The sequence below is a fragment of the Micrococcus sp. NPDC078436 genome (assembly GCF_040702705.1).
Taxonomy (GTDB): domain Bacteria; phylum Actinomycetota; class Actinomycetes; order Actinomycetales; family Micrococcaceae; genus Micrococcus.
In genome coordinates this window covers 1-18,114 of the sequence record NZ_JBFBLX010000023.1, presented here as the reverse complement: position 1 = coordinate 18,114, position 18,114 = coordinate 1, and the positions used below count along the sequence as shown (strand labels likewise).

Sequence of the window (18,114 nt, the reverse complement as noted above, 5' to 3'; positions counted from 1 at the left end):
ACCACCCCGGCCGAGTACGAGACTGCCTACTACGCCGCCCTCAACCGAGAGCTGGCACCCACATAGGAGCGGCACGAAACCCGGGACGCTTCAACGTGGGGGAGATATATCGCAGGCCTTGGAAGTGGATGCCGTCGCGGCGCACGACTCGGGACTGGGCGACGGTGAGCAGCAGTCCATCTAGGGCCTCCAGGGACTCTGGCAGCCGGGGTAACCAGCCTTCGGCAACCCACGCGGTGCGCGGGGTGGTGCCCAGCTCGCTGTGCCCACCGTCGTTGTAGGCGACGATGAACTCTTCCAGCGCTCGGTCCAGTTCGGCCAGGGACAGCTTCGGTGTGGGGGCAGGCTGGCCGCGGACGGTGTGTCCCGGCAGCGTGGTGAGCAACTCGGTGTTCACCGTGCTGAAGAACCGCTCGATCTTCCCGCGGCCCTGGGGCCGGGCGACGGTGGAGTGGATCAGGCGGATGTGCAGGTCCACGGCCGTGGTGCGGAGCTGGTGGCTGGTGAAGTCCGACCCGTGGTCAACGTAGAGCACGTCCGGGACCCCGCACATGGGCCAGTCCGGTCGGGTCTTGGGCCAGATCCCCCGGCGCAGGGCCAGCGCGGTGTTCATGGCCGAGGGCGCCCCGAGGAAGACGGTGTACCCGCAGACCGCGCGGGAGTGATCGTCGAGGATCGTGGTCAGCCAGGGCCGGGCCGGTTTGCCGTTGGGGCCGACGATGAGCAGGTCCAGCATGGTGTGGTCGGCCTGCCAGAGCGCATTGGGCCGGCCGGCGGACCAGCGCAGGGCCAACTCGTATTTGTCCCGGTAGGCGGCGGTCCCCTCCAGGGCGAGGGTCACCATGCCCGGATCCAGGGCTTGGACGATGGACCGGACAACACCGTAGGAGGGCACCGGCCAGCCGCGCGCGGAGCAGATCGGCGTGATCCGGCGGCGCAGGGTGCTCATGGCTGGCCGGGGTCTGGACAGGGCCAGCCCCTCGATCAGCGTCACCAGCTCGTCCGGGACCCGGTGGCTGCCGGCATCGGCGCGTGGGCCGGTCTGAAGCCCGGTGTAGCCGTGGGTCTTGTACCGGGCATGCCAGCGCTGCAGGGTGCGCAACCCGATGCCGGTGTCCTGAGCCAGCGTGGTCAGGGCGATGCCATCTTCGACGTGCAGTCGAAGAATCCGCCACCGCCTGGCCGCGTCCATGGCCCCTACAAGACCTTCTTGACCCGCCGGCGCCGCACCGGCTTGGGCCCGGCCGGCTGGTCATGGCCCCGTTTGAGGGTCCGGTACACGGTGGTGCGGCTCACCCCAAGGACCTCGCCAATCTGGGCCACGGTCAGCTCCTGCTGCTCGTACATCCGCCGTGCCTGCCGGGCCTGGTCCGCCGACAGCGACGGCGGACGACCCCCCGCCCGGCCCCGTGCCCGGGCCGCCGTCAACCCGGCCTGGGTGCGTTCGCGAATCAGGTCCCGCTCGAACTCCGCCAGGGCCGCGAAGACATGAAACACCAACCGGCCCCCAGAGGACGTCGTGTCGATGGTCTCCTGCAGGGAGCGAAACCCTACGCCCCGGTCGGCCAGGACCTGAAGCTGGTCGATCAGGTGCCGGATCGACCGGCCCAGCCGATCCAGGCGCCACACCACCAGGGTGTCCCCGGGGCGCAATTGATCCAGCAGCTTCTCCAACTCCGGGCGCGAGGCCAGGGCCCCCGAGGCAGTATCGACAAACACCCGAAAACAGCCGGTGGCCTTGAGCGCATCGATCTGCAGCGCCGCATCCTGATCGGTCGTCGACACCCGCGCATAGCCCAGCAGCTCACCCATGCACTGAATGTACCGGAACCCGTCGCGCCCCGTCTGTATCCGGGCATAGATTCCGCGACGCAGTTCCGCTACAAAAAAGAGATGCTTCACGATACTTCCCGCATAGTTGGCAGTGATGTAGCGGAAACGGTCGATTTAGGAACGGATGAGGCCGCCGCCCGTCGGTCGCTTTAGACGCCGAGGCAGATACGCTTGCGGTGCCCGGCCCTGGTGCTGGAGGTGATCGGCATGGCTCGCACTCGCCTCGCTTACCGGCGCCTCGTGAACGTATGGACCCACTCGGTGATGCGCCTGATCGGAGCTAACGCTGACGAAGTGGGGGTGGCGTGCTGGGCGGGGCAGGCAAGGATGGCCTCGGCGATCTCAATGGGGATAGCTGCCGGAGGGTGGGGCGTATCGAGGTCGATCGAGTGGGTCAGCTGTTCGCTGCCGTTGGAGACGGTGACCAGCGCCGCGGTCCCGGTCCGTTCAACCCGCTGGTATCTCCACGGTGTCCGACCCGGTGAGCGGGCGCGGGAGAGACTGGCCTTGTCCGCGGAGTACTTACCCAGATCGTGCAGCACGTGGGTGATGGTCTGCCGATCGGCGTCCACGCTGATCGTGCAGCTACCCCCGGGCAGGCTCAGCCGGGCCAGGTCATGGTCGGTGAAGTCGATCCGGTGACAGGGCGGGATTGTGTGGCTGCGTTCGGCGCCGGAGAGCTCGGACAGGAAGGTCCCGATACGGTCCATATGTACCCCTTCAAGGGTGGATCGGTCAGGCCACGATGAACGTACTCGGCGCCGGCGGTGGCACCCCCAGATGGAGCCCGCGGTGTGTGTCACAGCGTGCCGCACCGGTCGGTTCCGGCAGTCCGCGGCGAGGCGGCGGGAGCCGGGGCACGTGGTGTTGCGGAAAGGGTGAGGACTAAGTGGCGCTGCGGAGCTCGTCCCAGAGGGCCTTCACTCGGGTATCGATGGCGTCGACGATGGCGCGCACGCCGTCGGGGGTCTCTGCGGCGGGGTCGGCGATCTCCCAGTTGAGGTAGCGCTTGCCCGGGTAGACCGGGCAGGCGTCCCCACAGCCCATGGTGATGACGTAGTCCGCGGCCCTCACCACATCATCGGTCAGCGGCTTCGGGTACGCCCCGGACAAATCGATCCCGCGCTCGGCCAGGGCCTGTACGACCAGGGGGTGGATCTCGGAGCCGGGCAGGGACCCCGCCGAGCGGACCTCCACCTTATCCCCGGCGTGGTGGGTGAGCAGGGCCGCGGCGATCTGGGAGCGGCCGATGTTGTGCACACACACGAAGAGCACCTGCGGAACCGGGGAGGCGATCTTGCCCTCGGACTGGGCCAGGGCCCGCAACCGGTTGTCGGCGAAGTGGCTGGCCGTGGAGGCCAGGTAGGCGCGCACCTTTGCGGTGCGCGAGAGGGTGGCGTAGGACTCGAAGACGTAGCGTTCCACGGTCTCCGGGGAGAAGACCCCGGCGTAGCGTTCGGCCAGGTGCTCGGCGGAACGCTGCAGCACGTGGGTGTCCAGGGTGGTCGGCTCAGACATGACGGCTCCTCAGGGTCAGCGGGCTGGTCAGCAGCAGGTGGCGGCCTGAACCGGCAGCAATACCGGCAGTCTGGACGCGGGTGCGGGCAGGGTTTGGGGGGTCGGGGCGCAACAGCCCTGGTCGGCGGTGTCGGCGGCTGTGGCGGGGGCCGGGGCGTCGCAGGATCCGCCGAGGTCGGTGGAGCAAACCCCGGTCTCGGGCAGCTGCAGCTCGACGTTGTCGGCGGCGGTGCGGTCTCCGGCCAGGGCGGCGGCGGCGTCGACGTTGTACCGCCACGGGGAGAACAACCGGGTGTGGCCCCACTCCCGGATCGCCGCCCCGACCACGGGGCCGGCTTCCAGGACCAATGGGGTCAGGCCGCGCTCGGCCAGGTGGGCGGCCGCGGCCAGGCCCACGGGGCCGGCCCCGATGACGACGACCGGCAGGCCGTCGGTGTCCGCGCCAGTGGTGTCAGCCATGGGTGGGTTCCTCGACGAGTGCGGTGGCGATGCTGTAGGCATCGTGCAGGGCGGCCAGGTAGCGTTCGGCGTCCAGGGCGGCGGCGCAGCCGGTGCCGGCGGCGGTGATGGCCTGGCGGTAGCGGTGGTCCACCGCGTCCCCGCAGGCGAACACCCCGGAGAGGTTGGTGTGGGTGGTGCGGGCGTCCACGACGATGTACCCCTCGTCATCCAGGTCCAGCTGGTCGGCGACGAGTTCGGTGCGGGGCAGGTGCCCGATGGCCACGAACACGCCGGTGGCGGCGACCTCGCGGGTCTCCCCGGTGATGGTGTCACTCAGGGTGACCCCGGTGACCTTGTCGGTGCCGTGGATGGCGGTCACGGCGCTGTTGTAGGCGAAGCGGATCTTGGGATTGTCCTTGGCCCGGGCGGCCATGATCCTCGAGGCCCGCAGGGCGTCCCGGCGGACCACGACGGTCACGGACTTCGCGAAGCGGGTCAGGAACAGGGCCTCCTCCATGGCCGAGTCCCCGCCGCCGACCACGATGATGTCCTGCTCGCGGAAGAAGAAGCCGTCGCAGGTGGCACACCAGGACACCCCGTGCCCGCTGAGCTTCTTCTCCTCGGGCAGGCCGAGTTCCCGGTAGGCCGAGCCGGTGGCCACGATCACTGCCGGGGCCCGGTAGGTTTTCCCGGCCAGGGTGGTGACCTCCTTGAGGTGCCCGGACAGCCGGACGGACGCCGCGTCGTCGTACTCGATGACTGCCCCGAAGCGGGCCGCCTGTTCGGCCAGTCCGGCCATCAGCTCCGGTCCCTGGATGCCGCCGGGGAAGCCGGGGAAGTTCTCCACCTCGGTGGTGTTCATCAGGGCCCCGCCGTGGGTGACGGAGCCGGCGATGACCCGGGGGGCCAGTCCGGCGCGGGCGGCGTAGATCGCGGCGGTGTACCCGGCCGGACCGGACCCGATGATGATCAGCTGGTCCGTGGCCTGCTCAGTGCTCGTGGTGTCCGTGCTCGTGGTGCTCATGGAGTGGTTCGCCTTCAGTTCGCGGTGGACTCGGCCGGGAGCAGTTCGGTGATGAGCTGCTGGATGCGGGTCTTGATCTCGTCGCGGATCGGGCGCACGCCCTCGACGCCCCGGCCGGCCGGGTCGTCCAGCTTCCAGTCCTCGTAGCGCTTGCCCGGGAAGAACGGGCAGGCGTCGCCGCAGCCCATGGTGATCACCACGTCGGAGTCCTTCACGGCCTGCTCGCTGAGCACCTTGGGCTGGTTCGCACTGATGTCGATGCCCTCCTCGGCCATGGCCTCCACGGCGGCAGGGTTCACGGTGTCGGCCGGGGCAGAGCCGGCGGAGCGGACCTCGATCCGGCCCCCGGCCAGATGCTGCAGGTAGGCGGCGGCCATCTGGGAGCGGCCGGCGTTGTGCACGCACACGAACAGCACGCTGGGCTTGGTGGTCTCCGGGGTGGTCTCTGCGGTCATCAAGTCATCCATTTCAGTCAGGAGGTGAAGGGCGAACGAGGGATCAGGAGGCGGGGCTGCCGGTGAGTTCGGTGAGCAGGGTCCGCACGCGGGCGTCGATGTCGTCGCGGACCAGGCGCATCCGTTCGATCCCCTCGATGCCGCGGGTGGAGGGCTCATCGGTGTGCCAGGTGACGATGGTCCCGGCCATCCCGTCCACCGGCTCGACCCTGGCCTCGTCGCCGAGCACGACGACCCGGTCCACCCGGGCCAGCAGGTCCGGGTCGATGGGCTTGGGGTGCCCGGCGGACATGTCCGCCCCGGCCTCGGCGATCACCTCAGCGGACAGGGCGTTGATCGACTTCCCGGGCTTGGTGCCGGCGGAGTGGACCTGAACGGCGCCGGCGGCGTGGTGTTCCATCAGGGCCGCGGCCATCTGGGACTTGCCCCCGTTCTTGGCGCAGACGAACAAGACGGACGGCCGGGAGGCGGACTCTGGGGTGGTCACTGGTGGTCTCCTGTCGGGGGGTGCGGGTTCAGGCGCGATGCGCGGCGGCGGCCTGGGGTCGGGCGGGGACGGTGGGGTCCCCGGGGAAGAGCTTGCGTCCGGCCCACAGGGAGACGTAGACCAGGCCGACGAGCACGGGGACCTCGATCAGGGGTCCGACGACGCCGGCCAGGGCCTGGCCGGAGGTGACCCCGAAGGTGCCGATCGCCACGGCGATGGCCAGCTCGAAGTTGTTGCCCGCGGCGGTGAAGGCCACGGTGGTGGACTTGGCGTAGTTCAGGCCCACGGCCTTGGAGGCCAGCAGTGCGATGCCGAACATCAGCACGAAGTAGGCCAGCAGCGGCAGCGCGATCCGGGCAACGTCCCAGGGGTTGGAGGTGATGGCCTCGCCCTGCAGGGCGAAGAGCAGCACGATGGTGAACAGCAGCCCGTACAGGGCCCAGGGCCCGATCCGGGGCAGGAACCTCTCCTCGTACCAGGTGCGCCCCTTGGCCCTCTCGCCCAGGAGGCGGGTCAGGAAGCCGGCCAGCAGGGGGACGCCGAGGAAGACCAGGACACTGAGCACGATCGCCCACACGGAGAAGTCGGCGCTGGTGGTGGGCAGGCCCAGCCAGGACGGCAGCACCTGGAGGTAGAACCAGCCCAGCGCGCCGAAGGCGACGACCTGGAACACGGAGTTGATGGCCACCAGCACGGCGGCGGCCTCCCGGTCGCCACAGGCCAGGTCGTTCCAGATGAACACCATGGCGATGCACCGGGCGAGCCCGACGATGATCAACCCGGTGCGGTACTCGGGCAGGTCCGGCAACAGCATCCAGGCCAGGGCGAACATCAACGCCGGACCGACGATCCAGTTCAGCACGAGGGAGGTGATCATCAGCCGCTTGTCCCCGGCCACCCGATGGGCCTCGTCGTAGCGGACCTTGGCCAGTACCGGGTACATCATCACCAGCAGGCCGATGGCGATCGGCAGGGAGACCTCCCCGATCTTCACCGCCTCCAGGGCGGTGTTCAGCCCGGGGACGAAGCGTCCCAGCAGGAGGCCGGCTGCCATGGCCAGCAGGATCCATCCCGGGAGCCAGCGGTCCAGGAAGGACATCTCCTTCATCACGCCGTGCTGGGGCGCGGGTGCGGCGGTGGTGACGCTCATGAGAGCCCATCTCTCGTATCGACTGATATCGATGCGAACACTACCGGGACATATCGATCTACGTCAATGTAAGATGGGGTGATGGTCGCGACAACTACTCTTCCCGCCCCCGAGGGCGCCGATGCGCCGGGTTCGGTGGCGTGCTGCTCCCTGTCCGCGGGCCCGATCAGCGCCGCACAGGCCCAGCGCACCGCCGGGATGCTCAAGGCCCTGGCCGACCCGATGCGGCTGCGCCTGCTCTCCCACGTCGCCGCCCAGGGCTGTGACGCGGTGTGCGCCTGCGACCTGACCGAGGAGCTCGGTATCAGTCAGCCCACGGTGAGCCACCACATGAAGAAGCTCGTCGAGGCCGGACTGCTCACCCGCGAACAACGCGGGCGGTGGGCCCACTACAGCGTCGTCCCGGCGGCCTTCGCCGAGCTGGGCCGGATGCTGGAGCTGGGTTGACCCCGCCGGCCCCGCCAGCAGACCCGACAGCAGCGTCCGTGACGGCCAGTGCGGTCGACGTCCTGGTGATCGGGGCAGGCCAGGCCGGGCTTGCCGCCGGGTTCTACCTGCACCGGATGGCCCGCGACGCCGCCCGGGGCCGCGGCGGCCCGGCGCCCAGCTTCGCGATCCTGGACGCCAACGAACAGCCCGGCGGGGCCTGGCAGTACTACTGGGACACCCTGGAGTTGTTCTCCCCGGCCGCCTACAGCTCCCTGCCCGGCTACCGCATGCCGCCCTGGACCGGGGCGGGCCACCCCTCGGCCGAGCACGTGGTGTCCTACCTGACTGCCTACGAACACCGCTACGGGCTGCCGGTGCACCGGCCCGTCACCGTGCACGCCGTCGAGGACCACCCCGACGGCGGCTACCTCACCCGCACCGACCGCGGCACCTGGGAAAGCACAGTCATCATCAACGCCACCGGCTCCTGGCGCCGCCCCTTCGTGCCCCGGATCCCCGGCGCGGAACGCTTCGCCGGGACCCAGCTGCACACCACCGGCTACCACAGCCGGGCACCCTTCACCGGCCAGCGGGTCGTGGTCGTCGGCGGGGGCAACTCCGGGGCGCAGATCGCCGCCGACCTGCTCCCCGCGGCGGCAGCCGTGACCTGGGTGACCCGCCGGCCCCCGCGCTACCTGCCCGACGACGTCGACGGCCGGGCCCTGTTCGCCCTGGCCACCGACCACGTCCAGGCCCTGCGCCGGGGCGAACCCAGCCCCGGCGGGGTGGGCTCCCTCGGGGACATCGTCGCCGTGCCCCCGGTCCGGGCGGCCCGCGACGCCGGCCGACTGGAGGCCCAGCCGATGTTCTCCGGTTTCACCCCCACCGGCATCCGGTGGGACGACGGGCGCACCCTCGAGGTGGATGCGGTGCTCTGGTGCACCGGCTTCCGCCCCGATCTGGCCCACCTCCGCCCGCTGTGCCTGCCCTTGAACGGCGCCGTCCCGGCCACCGCCGACGATGCGCCCACACGCTCACCCGACCGGCCAGGGCTGTTCCTCCTCGGCTACGGGGACTGGTGCGGCCCGGCCTCGGCCACCCTCATCGGGGTCGGTGCCCCCGCCCGGGCCACCGTTGCCGCCGTGGCCGAACACCTCACCAGAACATCCCAGGCCCGGGCACCGTCCGGGCGCCTCGGCTAACCGCCCAGAACGACGTCGAGAAAAGTGGCGCGAAACCCTTGACCTTGGAGTGGGCTTTAAGGTTTACCGTCTGTGCATGACGACCCAGACGGCGGTTCAGGACGGGATGCGGATCGGCGAACTCGGCGCGGCCACCGGGTTGAGCACCGAGACGATCAGGTACTACGAGCGGGCCGACCTCCTGCCACCGCCCTCCCGCACCCCGGGCGGCTACCGCGCCTACGGCCCCGAGGCTGCGGATCGGCTGCGCTTCATCCGCGGCTGCCAACGCCTGGGCCTGCACCTAGAGGACATCCGCAACCTGCTGGCCATCCGCGACACCGGCACCTGCCCGTGCGAGCCCGCCGGGGACCTGCTCACCCGGCGCCTGACCGAGCTGGACGCCGAGATCAACCGTCTCGAGGCACTCCGGACCGAGATGACCACCATGCTCGACGCCCTACCCGCCGGGGAATGCTCCCAGCCAACCCCCGGCACCTGGCTCCAACGGGAAGGAGGTGACCCACGGTGAACGACTGCTGCGACGACCCGACCTGCCAATCAGAAACCTGCGGCTGCAACTGCTAGGAAACCACGAGTAGGGGGCCGAAGGCCCCCTACTTTTCCATCCGGCCAGACCGCCACCGACCATCGAAAAAACGCCGCCATCTAAGAGCGAAAGCCACACGCCGCGTTGCGGCCGCCGCACCCTCGCCACGTGACTCGCCACAAGCAACGCGCCAGAACGGGATGAGGTTCTACGTTTTTGGCTGACCCTCCGCCTTCGGGAGGCGCAGGTAGTCGCGTACGCATTTTTCGCACGGTTCGGATTCCGCGTCTTCTACGAAAAGTTCGCCGCGAGCCGTGCGCAGTCTTCGTTGCATCTCGACAACGGCCGCAGCCCGCTCGATCCTCGCCTGCTCCACCGCGTCCAGGGCGGCACGATAGGCCGCGCCCTTCTCGCAGCAGCCCCCGAGGCAGCAGTCCTCATCGAGGTCGAAGTCCGCCGGGTCCGGGAGCGCGGGCTCCGGAGGCAGGCCGTTGACGTCGGTGGGGTCCGGTGCGGCGGTCATGGGGCGGTCCTCACGGGGTTCGGTCGGGTCGGGCGCACCCGAGCAACGGCGGGTGCCACCGGAGGCGGCGACGCCGCCGAGCTCAGCCTGCCATCAAGGTGGCGGGTGCGGGGGCGGCGCCGGCACTCCACCCCGGGCGATGCGTCACCGCCCCTCCGTGAGCCCCCGCCGCCAGAGCTGCCTCCAGAGCGCGGGCCGCCTCCGCCAGGCGGCCCTCAGGAGACGAGTGCAGGATGACCACTCGAAGGATTCGCACGACACCGGCCGTCGACCGTCGGACGACGGGCGCCGTTCACGTTCCCGCCCCGGCCCCTCTCTCAGCTGACCCCGTGTCGACCGACGTCGAGCTCCAGCGCCCCCGCCCTCCCGCTCCTCGGCCACCCTGGTGGAGGTGGCCCGAGCGCGCGGGCGAGCGTGTCTCGTACCCACCCGCGCCGCCGTCGTCCCCCACCGGCGCGCCCCGCCGCGGCCAGCTCCTCTCCCGCCCCTCCCAGCCCGGCCTGACCCTCTACTGGGCGGCCGTGCTCGGGCAGGAGTGGACGGGCGAGCGGATCGAGGCCATCCAGCGGGCGGTGCGCGAGGACTACCGGCCGCGGTGACGGGGTCGCCCGCCCCGCCAGGCTCCAACGTCAGCCCAGTCGGCCGCCCGACTCGTCCAGGTAGCACGCCGCGCACAGCGACTCGTAGGTGACCTCGACGCCGTCGATGGCCACCTGGTCCCCCTCGAACACGAAGCGCCCGGCGCCCGTGGCGGCGTCCACCACCTTGCGGGTGTTGAAGACGGCCTTGCGCCCGCAGCGGCAGATGGTCTTGAGCTCCTCGAGGGAGTGCGCCACCTCCAGCAGGCGGGCGGAGCCGGGGAACGAGTGCGTGCGGAAGTCCGTGCGGATGCCGTAGGCCATCACCGGCACGCCCTCCAGCACCGCGATGCGCAGGAGGTCGTCCACCTGGCGCGGCTCGAGGAACTGCGCCTCGTCCACGAGCAGGCACGCCACGGGCGCCGCGTCCACGTGGTCCAGGAGCGCGTCCGGGTCGTCGCCGGCGGCGTGCCGGCGGAACAGCTCCACGACGTCGGCGCCCGACGGGATCACGAAGTCCACCGGGCTCGAGACGCCCAGGCGGGAGAGGATCCGCGCGTCGCCCTTCGTGTCGACCGCCGGCTTCGCCAGCAGCACGCGCTGGCCGCGCTCCTGGTAGTTGAAGGCCGCCTGCAGCAGTCCCGTGGACTTGCCGGAGTTCATCGCCCCGTAGCGGAAGTAGAGCTTGGCCACGTCGTCGTCGGCGTCCCTGGAGTGCCTCACGCCGGCCTCAGGCCCGCGCGGCCCCGCCCTGCTGGGAGGCCTCGATCTGCTCGGCGGCCGTGGGGTCCGAGTCGCGCAGGAAGGTGCGGATGCGCTCGACCTCCTCGGACTCGCCGATGCCGGCGGCCGCGCGGCCGAGGGAGTACAGGCTCAGGAGGAAGCCGCGGTTCGGCTCATGGCTCCACGGCACGGGGCCCGCACCGCGCCAGCCGGCCTTGCGCAGAGCGTCCAGGCCGCGGTGGTAGCCCACGCGGGCATACGCGTAGGAGTCCACGGCACGGCCCTCGCTCCAGGCGTCCTCGGCCATGAGCGCCCACACGAGGGAGGAGGTGGGGGCCACGGGCACGATGTCCTCCGGGAGGTCGCCCGCCTCGAGCCGGGCGAGCACCTCCGGCTCCTCCGGCAGCCGCGTGGCCGCGGGCTCCATCAGGTTGCGGCCGATCAGGGACTCGGACATGCGGTGCTCCTCTTCCTCGGGTGCCTCGGGCGTTCCGCGTGGGGTCACCGCGCGGAGCGGTCTCGCCCGCGAGTCTATCCAGCGGTCCGGTACCGTAGGGCGAGCATCCGGCCGGGAGGCATCTCTCCGCGCGCCCGGCCCGCGATGCCGTCGAAGGAGCCCACGCCATGTCCTACCCCGAGTCCCCGCGTCGCCGCGCCGCCGCGGCCGCCGGCACCGCCGCCCTCGCGCTCGTCCTGGCCGGCTGTGCCGCGGGCGGAGAGTCGGGCGGCACCACCCCGTCGCCCAGCCCCACGGCGTCCGCGTCCGCCACCGGCGCCGCCTCCACCGCGGACCCCACCCCCACGGACCCGGCCGCCGCCGCCGCGTCCCGCGTGGCCGCCGCCAGGGCTTCGGCCGCCGCGGAGGGGACGCGCCGCCCCGAGCCCCGCGAGGCCCTGCAGACCGTGGGCCCCGGCATCAAGGACGGCGCCGCCTCCGGCGGCTGGCAGTCTGTGGCCGCCGCGAAGAACAACACCGTCGCCGTCATGAACTGCACGCGGGACGTGCTGGACCAGCGGACCATGGACGCCGTCGCCACCCACATCCCGAATCCGTCGGCCATCGGCTTCGTGGACCAGTACGCCTCGCGCGACGCCACCCACGAGTTCCTGTCCTGCGTCTACCAGGGCGACTCGAAGCGCAGCACCGGCATGCCCGTGGTCACCGTGAGCTACCAGCACAACCTCGACGGCGAGCGCCTCGACTGGTGCCGGCCCGAGCCCGCCGCCGTGGCCGACGAGTACTCCTTCGACGAGGCCTCAGGCAAGGGCCTGCTCGCGCTGCTGCGCCCGGGCATGGTGGGCGGCCAGGACGGCGCACCCCTGCTTCCCCAGCGCACCGGGTGGGCCTGCACCGAGGACGGCACCGAGATGGTCTCCGTCAGCTTCGGCGCCATGGAGGGCTACGGCGACGCCAACGACGGCCTCACCCAGGTGGAGGACTCCCCCGTCGCCCAGAGCACGACCGTGGTCACCCAGGCCCGCGACCACCTCGCGGACACCGTGCTGAAGGACCCCTCGCACTACCGCGAGATCATCCAGAAGAGCTCCCCGTTCTTCCTGGACGCGCAGATGGACGAGGAGTCCCTCCAGGCGGCCCGCGCGCTGCCCACCGGGCGGATCCCCGAGGACCAGCTCACGGACCAGTCCACGATCGACCGCCCCGAGGGCGCCCCGGGCCCCGTGGCCCCGGGCCAGCCGCCCCGCCCGTTCCAGGGTGCGGCGGCCGCCGCCGCGGCCTCCTCGAGTGCGGCCGCCGCCGCGGAGAGCGCCGCCTCGCCCTCGGCCACCCCCGCTGAGGGGACGGGGGATCCCTCCGCGGAGCCCGCCGCCTCCACGGCCGCCTCGCCGGCGCAGTCCCCCAGCATCCCGGACTGAGCCTGAGACCCGGGGGCACCCCGCCCCGGTTGCCCCGCCCTCACCGACGACGCCGGCCGGCCGCCTCTCGAAGAAGGCGGCCGGCCGGCGTCGTCGGCGGCGGTGCGGGTCAGCCGATGGTGCGTCCCGCGGCGCCGAGGTTCTGCGCGGCCAGGGCCACGCGCTCGGCCATGGCGGTCTCGGCCTTGGCGCCCCACACGCGGGGGTCGTACATCTTCTTGTCGCCCACCTCGCCGTCCACCTTGAGCACGCCGGCGTAGTTCTCGAGCATGTGGCCCACCACGGGGCGGGTGAACGCGTACTGGGTGTCCGTGTCCACGTTCATCTTCACCACGCCGAAGGAGACGGCGTCCGCGATCTCCTGCTCGGAGGAGCCGGAGCCGCCGTGGAACACGAGGTCGAACGGGCGCTGCTTCCCGAACTTCTCGCCCACCGCGGTCTGGATCTCCTCGAGGATCTCCGGGCGCAGCTTCACGCCGCCCGGCTTGTACACGCCGTGCACGTTGCCGAAGGTCAGCGCGGTGAGGTAGCGGCCGTCCTCCCCGGTGCCGAGGGCCTCCACCGTCGCGATGCCGTCCTCGATGGTGGTGTAGAGCTTGTCGTTGATCTCATGGGCCACGCCGTCCTCCTCGCCGCCCACAACGCCGATCTCGACCTCGAGGATCTGACGGTTGGCGCGGGTGCGGGCCAGGAGCTCCTTCGCGATGCGCAGGTTCTCCTCGAGGGTCTCGGCGGAGCCGTCCCACATGTGGGAGTTGAAGAGCGGGTCCCGGCCGGCCTTGACCTCGGCCTCGGAGGCGTCCAGGAGCGGGCGGACGAAGCCGTCCAGCTTGTCCTTGGGGCAGTGGTCCGTGTGCAGCGCGATGTTCACGCTGTACTTCTTGGCGACCTCGCGGGCGAACGCGGCCATGGCGAGCGAGCCGGTGACCATGTCCTTCACGGAGGAGCCGGAGAAGTAGGCGGCGCCGCCGGTGGAGACCTGGATGATGCCGTCCGACTCGGCCTCGGCGAAGCCGCGGATGGCGGCGTTGAGGGTCTGGGAGCTGGTGACGTTGATGGCCGGGTAGGCGAAGGGGCCGTTCTTGGCGGCGTCGATCATCTCGGCGTACTTGTCCGGGGAGGCGATGGGCATGCTTCTCAAGCTCCTCATGTCGCGGGGCGGCGGATCGTTCTGCTCGTCATCGTAACGGGGCGGGTGCAGGCGCGGTCAGGGCTGGACGACGATGCCCTGCGCCCCGGTAGCGTCGGCGGCGGACCACCCGTCACCCCGCCGCCACGAAGGAGCCGCCATGCGCGCCGAACAGGTCACCGATCCCCTCTGCTACCACGGCGAGGGCCCCGTGTGGGCCGAGAGCTGGGGCACCGCCTCCGAGGGCCTGGCCGCCGGCGGTGGGCTGCGCTGGGTGGACATGCTCGCGGGGGACGTGCTGTCCCTGCGCGCGGACGGCGGCGTGGAGCGCACCCACGTGGGCGACGTCGCCGCGGCCCTGCGCCCGCGCGTCGGGGGCGGCGCCGTGATCGGCGTGGAGCGGGGCTTCGCCCTCATGTCTCCGGACGGGGAGCTGACCACGCTGCCCGAGCTGTGGCCCGAGGCCGACGGGATCCGCATGAACGAGGGCGGCTGCGATCCGGACGGCCGCTTCCACTGCGGCACCATGGCCTACGCCAAGACCCCCGGTGCCGCGACCCTCTACCGACTCTCCCCCGGCCCCGAGGGCGGCGCGGGCGACGTGGACGCGGTGCTCACCGGCGCGACGACGTCGAACGGCCTGGAGTGGAGCCCGGACGGCTCGCTCGCCTACTACGACGACACGCCCACCCGGCAGGTGGCGGTGTTCGACTACTCCCGCGAGGAGGGCCTGACGAACCGCCGCGTGCTCACGGACGTGCTGGACGGCGAGGGCAAGCCGGACGGGCTCACCGTGGACGCCGAGGGCGGGATCTGGGTGGCCGTGATCAGCCACGGGCAGATCCACCGCTACACGCCCGAGGGGAGGCTCGACGAGGTGGTGGAGGTGCCCGTGCAGAAGACCACGGCGTGCACCTTCGGCGGCGAGGACCTGGGCACCCTCTACATCACCACGTCGTGGGAGAACATGGAGCCGGGCGAGGACCCGCTCGCCGGTGCAGTGTTCGCGGTGCGCCCGGGCGTGAGCGGGCTGCCGGTCCGCCCCTTCGCCGGCTGACTCCACGCACCCCGCCGTCGTGCACGAGACGGGAGCCATTCACCCCGCCGTCGTGCACGTGACGGGACGCGACCCCCATCACGACGACGCCGCCGGGCCCCCGTGCTGGCGGATCCAGCCGTGCATCGCGATGCCGGCGGCCACGCCCGCGTTGATCGAGCGGGTGGAGCCGTACTGGGCGATCGAGAGGACCGCCTGGCTCGCCGCCCGCACCTCCTCCGAGAGCCCGGGGCCCTCCTGGCCGAACACGAGCACGCACGATCGCGGGAAGTCGAACGTCTCGAGCGGCACGGACTCCGGGAAGAGGTCCACCCCGATCACGGGCAGCCCCTGACCCGCGGCCCACGCCGTGAACTCCTCCACGGATGCGTGGTGGTGCACGTGGAGGTACCGGTCCGTCACCATGGCCCCGCGCCGGTTCCAGCGGCGCCGGCCGATGACGTGCACGCCCGCGGCGTTGAACGCGTTCGCGGTGCGCACCACCGTGCCGATGTTCAGGTCGTGCTGCCAGTTCTCGATGGCCACGTGGAACGGATGCCGCCGGGCATCCAGCTCGGCCACGATCGCCTCGAGCCGCCAGTACCGGTAGCGGTCCAGGACGTTGCGGCGGTCGCCGCCGGCCAGCAGCTCCGGGTCGAGGCGCGCGTCGTCGGGCCACGGCCCCTCCCACGGGGGCACGCCCACGGCGCGCTCGGCATCCGGTCCCTCTCCGTCCCGGCCCCCGTCCCCGGGAACGGCGGAGGAGACGGGCGCGCCGGGGCGAGCGCCGCCGTCGTCATGCTGCCGGGGCGCGCTCAGCGGCGGCCGGCCTTGCGGTCCACGAGGGCCCACGAGCCGAGCGCGGACGCTCCGGCCACGGAGAGCACCGCGGGCCACGCGCCGATCCTCTTCGCGAGCGGGTGGGAGGCGCCGAAGCCGCCGAGGTACAGCGCGGAGAGGGCGCCGGCGACGCCGGGGCCGCCCTTGGCCAGCCAGGTGCGGCCCGCGTAGCCGCCGGCCGCGGCGAGCACCACGCCGCCGAGCGGTCGGATGCCGGTCTCGCGGGCGGTCAGGTAGCCGCCGACCAGCCCGAGGGCGGCGATCGGGGCGGTGGTGACGGCGTCGGCGGGGAGGAGGGTCTTGCCGTCGCGGACGACGGGACGGCTCTGCTGCTTGCTCATGGCTCCACCGTACGCCGCCGCGCCCCGCGCGCCGGGGCAGAATGTCCCGGTGACCACCATCGACAACGCCGTCTACGTGGACGGCAAGCGCGTCCACACGCCGACCAGCCTCGACGACACCTGGGAGTCCTGCGAGCGGGAGGGGGGCATGGCGTGGCTCGGGCTCTACCGGCCGAGCGAGGCCGAGCTGCAGGAGGTGGCGACCGAGCTGCACCTCCATGAGCTGGCGGTCGAGGACGCCGTCAACGGCGGCGAGCGGGCGAAGCTCGACCACTACGGGGACGGCTGGTTCATGGTCCTGCACCCCGCGCGCTACGACGACCAGAAGGAGCTCGTGGTCATCGGCGAGCTCTCGGTCTTCACCGGGGAGAACTTCGTGGTGACCGTCCGCCACTCGGACGAGCCCGACCTGGCGGGCATCCGCGCGGCCCTGGAGGAGCACCCGGACCGGCTGGCCCTCGGGCCCTGGCAGGTCTCCTTCGAGATCCTGGACCGCGTGGTGGACGACTACTTCCCGGTGATGGACGGCCTCGAGACGGACGTGGACCAGATCGAGGACCAGCTCTTCCGCCGGAACAGGGGCGTGTCACGGCGCATCTACAAGCTCTCGCGCCAGGTGATCCACGTGCAGCGCGCCATCAAGGAGCTGCCCGCCATGGTGCAGCAGATGCAGCGGTCCGTGGAGAGCGCCACGGGCGCGAAGCTGGACGGCTCCCACGCCGCCCACGTGGACGACGACGCGGCCGTGGAGACCCTGCGCCGCCTGCGCGACGTGCACGACCACGTGGTCCACCTCAACGACAAGGCCGCGTCCCTGCGCACCGTCCTGGAGAACGCGCTCGCCCTGGACTCGACCCTCGCGAGCAAACGGCTGGCGGAGCAGTCGATCGCGCAGAACGAGCAGACGAAGAAGATCTCCTCGTGGGCGGCCATCATCTTCGCCCCGCAGCTCATCGGGTCCATCTACGGCATGAACTTCGACCACATGCCGGAGCTGCACTGGTTCTGGGGCTACCCCTTCGCCCTCGCGCTCATGCTGGCGGTGGCGGTCACGCTCTACGTGCTGTTCAAGCGCAACGACTGGCTCTGACCCCCCGTTTCGCTAGGGAAATCGTCGCCTCCAGGCCAACCTGCTGGGATGGAGGCGACGATTTCCCTCACGAAAGTGACGGGGTCAGTGGAGGCCGAGCTCGTCCTTGCCGAAGGCGTACAGGTAGGGGACCCCGGCCTCCTCGGCCACGCGCTCGGCGGCACCGGTGGCGCGGTCCACGATCACGGCCACGGCCTGCACGTCACCGCCGGCGCGACGCACGCCCTCCACCGCGGTGAGCGCGGAGCCGCCGGTGGTGGAGGTGTCCTCCAGCACGACGACGCGGCGCCCGTCCACGCCCGGGCCCTCGACCTGGCGGCCCATGCCGTAGGACTTCTGCGCCTTGCGGACCACGAACGCGTCGAGCGCGCGGCCCTGGGCCCCGGCGGCGTGCATCATCGCGGTGGCCACGGGGTCGGCGCCCATGGTGAGGCCGCCCATCGTCTCGTACTCGATCCCGGCGTCCTCGAGCAGGCGCAGCATCACGCGGCCGATCAGCGGGGCCGCCTCGTGGTGCAGCGTGACGCGGCGCAGGTCCACGTAGTAGTCCGCCTCCTTGCCGGAGGAGAGCGTCACCCGGCCGTGCACCACGGCGAGCTCGGTGATGAGCTCCTTGAGTCGCTCGCGATCCTGCTCGGGGGTGGGGTCGGCGGTCTGGGTCTGCGCGTCGGTCATGCGCCCAGCCTAATCGGGGCCGATCGCGCCCATCTCGGCCGACCGGCTCCGGCCGGGCACAGTTCTGCCAGGCAGCCCCCGTGGTTGCCTGGCAGAACTGTGCCCGGCCGCGGGGGGGGGGGGGGCCCCCCGCCCCCCCCCCCCCCCCCCCCCCGGCCGGGGGGGGGGGGGGGGCCCGCCGCCCCCCCCCCCCCCCCCCCCCCCCCCCCCCCCCCCCCCCCCCCCCCCCCCCCCCC

22 protein-coding genes and 1 pseudogene are annotated in these 18,114 nt (G+C 71.8%); 7 read left to right on the top strand and 16 right to left on the bottom strand.

All coding sequences use genetic code 11. The annotated features are described in order from the left end of the window. Positions 1 to 40 precede the first annotated feature (40 nt). The 9 genes and pseudogenes from AB0302_RS11085 to arsB form a co-directional block, all read right to left on the bottom strand. Positions 41 to 1,192 carry a DDE-type integrase/transposase/recombinase gene (locus AB0302_RS11085; RefSeq protein ID WP_366372098.1) on the bottom strand — a complete coding sequence of 384 codons (1,152 nt, stop codon included), beginning with the start codon at positions 1,190 to 1,192 and terminating at the stop codon, positions 41 to 43. Between the two features lie 5 nt (positions 1,193 to 1,197). Next, positions 1,198 to 1,812, bottom strand: coding sequence for a recombinase family protein (locus AB0302_RS11080; RefSeq protein WP_366372096.1), 615 nt, complete (start codon positions 1,810 to 1,812; stop codon positions 1,198 to 1,200). A gap of 248 nt (positions 1,813 to 2,060) precedes the next feature. Then, complete coding sequence (locus AB0302_RS11075) at positions 2,061 to 2,543, bottom strand: hypothetical protein (protein ID WP_366372094.1); 483 nt, start codon at positions 2,541 to 2,543, stop codon at positions 2,061 to 2,063. Positions 2,544 to 2,718: 175 nt separating this feature from the next. After that, positions 2,719 to 3,351 (bottom strand): arsenate reductase ArsC, encoded by a 633-nt coding sequence (locus AB0302_RS11070; RefSeq protein WP_366372092.1) that lies wholly within the window; start codon positions 3,349 to 3,351, stop codon positions 2,719 to 2,721. A gap of 249 nt (positions 3,352 to 3,600) precedes the next feature. Next, a pseudogene (locus tag AB0302_RS11065) lies at positions 3,601 to 3,810 on the bottom strand (FAD-dependent oxidoreductase); the annotation flags it as partial. Next, complete coding sequence (gene trxB, locus AB0302_RS11060; protein WP_087114945.1) at positions 3,803 to 4,816, bottom strand: thioredoxin-disulfide reductase; 1,014 nt, start codon at positions 4,814 to 4,816, stop codon at positions 3,803 to 3,805. The gene trxB and the pseudogene AB0302_RS11065, both read right to left, overlap by 8 nt. Before the next feature lie 14 nt (positions 4,817 to 4,830). Then, complete coding sequence (locus AB0302_RS11055) at positions 4,831 to 5,271, bottom strand: arsenate reductase ArsC (protein WP_017488131.1); 441 nt, start codon at positions 5,269 to 5,271, stop codon at positions 4,831 to 4,833. Positions 5,272 to 5,314: 43 nt separating this feature from the next. Beyond that, complete coding sequence (locus AB0302_RS11050) at positions 5,315 to 5,686, bottom strand: low molecular weight phosphatase family protein (protein WP_051039961.1); 372 nt, start codon at positions 5,684 to 5,686, stop codon at positions 5,315 to 5,317. 100 nt (positions 5,687 to 5,786) lie between these two features. After that, entirely contained in the window at positions 5,787 to 6,908 is a 1,122-nt protein-coding gene (gene arsB, locus AB0302_RS11045; protein WP_129043579.1) for an ACR3 family arsenite efflux transporter, read from the bottom strand. An 81-nt stretch (positions 6,909 to 6,989) separates the two neighbouring features. Here arsB and AB0302_RS11040 point away from each other — a divergent pair, with 81 nt between their 5' ends. From AB0302_RS11040 to AB0302_RS11030, 3 genes are all read left to right on the top strand, one after another. Continuing rightward, a complete protein-coding gene (locus AB0302_RS11040) occupies positions 6,990 to 7,355 on the top strand; it encodes a metalloregulator ArsR/SmtB family transcription factor (protein WP_366372089.1) in 366 nt (121 codons plus the stop codon). A gap of 38 nt (positions 7,356 to 7,393) precedes the next feature. After that, complete coding sequence (locus AB0302_RS11035; RefSeq protein WP_366372087.1) at positions 7,394 to 8,539, top strand: ArsO family NAD(P)H-dependent flavin-containing monooxygenase; 1,146 nt, start codon at positions 7,394 to 7,396, stop codon at positions 8,537 to 8,539. 76 nt (positions 8,540 to 8,615) lie between these two features. Further along, the gene (locus AB0302_RS11030; RefSeq protein WP_366372085.1) at positions 8,616 to 9,050 is read left to right on the top strand and encodes a heavy metal-responsive transcriptional regulator; all 435 of its coding nucleotides are present in this window, start codon (positions 8,616 to 8,618) and stop codon (positions 9,048 to 9,050) included. Between the two features lie 226 nt (positions 9,051 to 9,276). Here AB0302_RS11030 and AB0302_RS11025 read toward each other — a convergent pair whose 3' ends face one another. Then, positions 9,277 to 9,591, bottom strand: coding sequence for a hypothetical protein (locus AB0302_RS11025; RefSeq protein WP_366372083.1), 315 nt, complete (start codon positions 9,589 to 9,591; stop codon positions 9,277 to 9,279). Positions 9,592 to 9,920: 329 nt separating this feature from the next. On the opposite strand from AB0302_RS11025, the gene AB0302_RS11020 reads away from it, so the two are divergent. After that, entirely contained in the window at positions 9,921 to 10,190 is a 270-nt protein-coding gene (locus AB0302_RS11020; RefSeq protein ID WP_366372081.1) for a hypothetical protein, read from the top strand. A gap of 30 nt (positions 10,191 to 10,220) precedes the next feature. On the opposite strand, the gene AB0302_RS11015 is transcribed toward AB0302_RS11020, so the two are convergent. Beyond that, positions 10,221 to 10,862, bottom strand: coding sequence for a thymidine kinase (locus AB0302_RS11015; RefSeq protein ID WP_248116424.1), 642 nt, complete (start codon positions 10,860 to 10,862; stop codon positions 10,221 to 10,223). 37 nt (positions 10,863 to 10,899) lie between these two features. Then, entirely contained in the window at positions 10,900 to 11,349 is a 450-nt protein-coding gene (locus tag AB0302_RS11010; protein ID WP_248116422.1) for a DUF3151 domain-containing protein, read from the bottom strand. Positions 11,350 to 11,516: 167 nt separating this feature from the next. Between AB0302_RS11010 and AB0302_RS11005 the strand changes: the two genes are divergently transcribed. Beyond that, a complete protein-coding gene (locus AB0302_RS11005; RefSeq protein WP_366372079.1) occupies positions 11,517 to 12,767 on the top strand; it encodes a hypothetical protein in 1,251 nt (416 codons plus the stop codon). Between the two features lie 109 nt (positions 12,768 to 12,876). Here AB0302_RS11005 and fbaA read toward each other — a convergent pair whose 3' ends face one another. Continuing rightward, the gene (fbaA, locus tag AB0302_RS11000) at positions 12,877 to 13,899 is read right to left on the bottom strand and encodes a class II fructose-bisphosphate aldolase (RefSeq protein ID WP_298710543.1); all 1,023 of its coding nucleotides are present in this window, start codon (positions 13,897 to 13,899) and stop codon (positions 12,877 to 12,879) included. 157 nt (positions 13,900 to 14,056) lie between these two features. Here fbaA and AB0302_RS10995 point away from each other — a divergent pair, with 157 nt between their 5' ends. Beyond that, positions 14,057 to 14,953, top strand: coding sequence for an SMP-30/gluconolactonase/LRE family protein (locus AB0302_RS10995; RefSeq protein ID WP_366372077.1), 897 nt, complete (start codon positions 14,057 to 14,059; stop codon positions 14,951 to 14,953). A 78-nt stretch (positions 14,954 to 15,031) separates the two neighbouring features. Here AB0302_RS10995 and AB0302_RS10990 read toward each other — a convergent pair whose 3' ends face one another. Both AB0302_RS10990 and AB0302_RS10985 read right to left on the bottom strand, forming a co-directional pair. Further along, positions 15,032 to 15,637: an RNA methyltransferase gene (locus tag AB0302_RS10990; RefSeq protein ID WP_366372075.1), complete on the bottom strand. Its 606-nt coding sequence runs from the start codon at positions 15,635 to 15,637 to the stop codon at positions 15,032 to 15,034. Positions 15,638 to 15,747: 110 nt separating this feature from the next. Then, positions 15,748 to 16,113, bottom strand: a complete 366-nt coding sequence (locus AB0302_RS10985) for a hypothetical protein (RefSeq protein ID WP_319075797.1) — start codon at positions 16,111 to 16,113, stop codon at positions 15,748 to 15,750. A 49-nt stretch (positions 16,114 to 16,162) separates the two neighbouring features. Here AB0302_RS10985 and AB0302_RS10980 point away from each other — a divergent pair, with 49 nt between their 5' ends. Further along, complete coding sequence (locus tag AB0302_RS10980; RefSeq protein WP_248116406.1) at positions 16,163 to 17,203, top strand: magnesium and cobalt transport protein CorA; 1,041 nt, start codon at positions 16,163 to 16,165, stop codon at positions 17,201 to 17,203. Positions 17,204 to 17,287: 84 nt separating this feature from the next. Here AB0302_RS10980 and pyrE read toward each other — a convergent pair whose 3' ends face one another. After that, positions 17,288 to 17,878 carry an orotate phosphoribosyltransferase gene (pyrE, locus tag AB0302_RS10975; protein ID WP_248117914.1) on the bottom strand — a complete coding sequence of 197 codons (591 nt, stop codon included), beginning with the start codon at positions 17,876 to 17,878 and terminating at the stop codon, positions 17,288 to 17,290. Positions 17,879 to 18,114 lie beyond the last annotated feature (236 nt).